This is a genomic window from Acinetobacter sp. YH16038 (genome assembly GCF_013417275.1).
Lineage (GTDB): Bacteria > Pseudomonadota > Gammaproteobacteria > Pseudomonadales > Moraxellaceae > Acinetobacter.
This window is the reverse complement of record NZ_VPEG01000120.1, coordinates 1-1,950: the sequence shown is the minus strand read 5'-3', so window position 1 is coordinate 1,950 and position 1,950 is coordinate 1. Positions and strand designations below refer to the sequence as shown.

Annotated in this window: 3 protein-coding genes; 1 reads left to right on the top strand and 2 read right to left on the bottom strand. The window is 35.0% G+C overall.

The features are described from left to right. Positions 1-133: 133 nt before the first annotated feature. Together nadS and FTV34_RS17150 are read right to left on the bottom strand one after the other, a co-directional pair. Positions 134-406, bottom strand: a complete 273-nt coding sequence (gene nadS, locus FTV34_RS17155; RefSeq protein ID WP_000369781.1) for a NadS family protein — start codon at positions 404-406, stop codon at positions 134-136. Further along, positions 399-719 (bottom strand): type II toxin-antitoxin system RelE/ParE family toxin, encoded by a 321-nt coding sequence (locus FTV34_RS17150; protein ID WP_180070875.1) that lies wholly within the window; start codon positions 717-719, stop codon positions 399-401. Before FTV34_RS17150 ends, nadS begins: the two co-directional genes overlap by 8 nt. Positions 720-940: 221 nt before the next feature. On the opposite strand from FTV34_RS17150, the gene FTV34_RS17145 reads away from it, so the two are divergent. Beyond that, a partial coding sequence (locus tag FTV34_RS17145) for a type II toxin-antitoxin system RelB/DinJ family antitoxin (protein WP_180070873.1) occupies positions 941-1,950 on the top strand: 1,010 nt, incomplete at its 3' end.

The window sequence follows — 1,950 nt, the reverse complement described above, 5'->3', positions numbered from 1 at the left end:
ACAACCTTGTTTTATGCTTGGATATAAGGCTTATTTTAAAATAATAGTAGTGAAGATTTTCTAAAATTAACATAATACACCTTATACGAAATAAAAATGGGAGCCTTAAGCTCCCATTTTTTAAGTAATTTTTTCAAATAAGGCTTGGGTGAGCATCTAAAATTCGAATCAATGTAGCTGCTGGTCCAGTTGGATAGCGTCGTCCCTGTTCCCAATTTTGCAGGGTACGGGGGCTAATATGTAGACGTGCAGCAAATTCATTTTGGCTCAAGCCAGTTTTTTCACGTACTTCTTTAATATCAGGCAATTCGAGTTCTGTAACTCGGCTTGCTTTAACTTCTTTACGTTTGATAGCTCCAGCTTCTTTGATTGAAGCAACCAAGTCATCAAATAAGTTGTTATCCATGAAATTGCTCCTTCACGAGTTGGTGCAGAATGGCGGTTTCCTTATCTGTTAAATTATCTTTTACTGATTTTGGATAAGCCACTAAGAAAAAGATCTGATCATCCTCTGTGACCCAATAATAGATCACCCGGATACCGCCACTTTTACCTTTATTGCCTTGAGCACAGCGTACTTTACGAATTCCACCGCCATTCTTGATTAAGTCGCCCTTATCAGGCTGTACCAAGAGATCTTGCTGGAGCTGACGATACTCTTCATCACTCACAAGCTCTTTAATTTGCTTGGTAAAAATACTGGTTTCAATGAATAACATAGGTTGAAGTACGTCAATGGCGTATAAGAAGTTTAGCAGTTCTAGAATGAAAAAACGAGAGCAGTAGGCTCTCGTTTCGCATAATCCGTATTATGTTAATTGTAGGAAAACTCAATAATAAGATTGGTGTTTTAATAATCATCCTAGTATTACCAATGCTTCTATATAGAGATTACAGCACTAAATTGTGCTACATTGTATTTCTCTATTGGAGCCCAAAGATGTCCATCAAACCAACCACTACAATCCGTATTGATCTAGATGTTAAAAAAAGTGCTAGCAAAATATTTGATGAAATTGGTATTAGCATGTCCACAGCGATTAATACATTTCTTAAAACTGTTGTTCGTGAGGGAAAGATGCCATTTGATATAAATATCGAGCGTCCAATAGTTCAATTGAAATCTGGAAATGCCACTCTTAATAATGCATTTATTGTTAAAAAAGATGAATTTTACACTCAATATGAAGATGTTTTTGTGGAAATGATGAACCATAGAAGGCATTTCAAGGGAAAAACTATACTTTGTAATTGTGATGATCCATTTGAATCAGCTTTCTTTAGATTCTTTATACTTCATTTCGATGACTTAGAATTAGCGGGTCTAATATCCACTTGCTATTCAGAATCTAGTTTAGCAGGCCAAGAATATCCTCTAAATGGGGGAACTAGTGCCTATAAAGCAGTAGTAAAAGAGGTACCTAACCATAGTTTAGAAAGACCTGATGGTTCTTTAGACTTAGAATCTTTATTTGCTATACCGAGTAACTCTCTTGTACATTTAAATGGTAATGGTGATTTTCGTTCAAAAGAATGTGAAACTCTATTACAAGAAGCAGATATTGTAGTCACTAATCCTCCCTTCAGTCTTTTCCGTGAATATATTAGTTTGCTAATGCAGCATAAAAAAAAGTTTATTATTCTTGGAAATATGAATGCATCAACATGCAAGGAAATATTCCCACTCTTTCGTGATAATAAAATTTGGTATGGTGATTCTATAAGATCAGGAGATCGTAAGTTTTATGTTCCTGATGACTATCCATTAAATGCAAGTAATTGTGGGATAGATGATACAGGGCGCCGCTTTATTAGAGTCAAAGGTGTTCGTTGGTTTACTAATTTAGATACCACTAGACGTCATGAAAATTTAGTTTTAACTAAAGCATATAATTCAAATGATTATCCAAAATATGAAAATTATGATGCCATTGAGGTTAACCGCACTCA

Coding starts and splice junctions, on each gene's coding strand:
- nadS (WP_000369781.1), bottom strand. CDS start 406: ATGGATAACAACTTATTTGATGACTTGGTTGCTTCAATCAAAGAAGCT.
- FTV34_RS17150 (WP_180070875.1), bottom strand. CDS start 719: ATGTTATTCATTGAAACCAGTATTTTTACCAAGCAAATTAAAGAGCTT.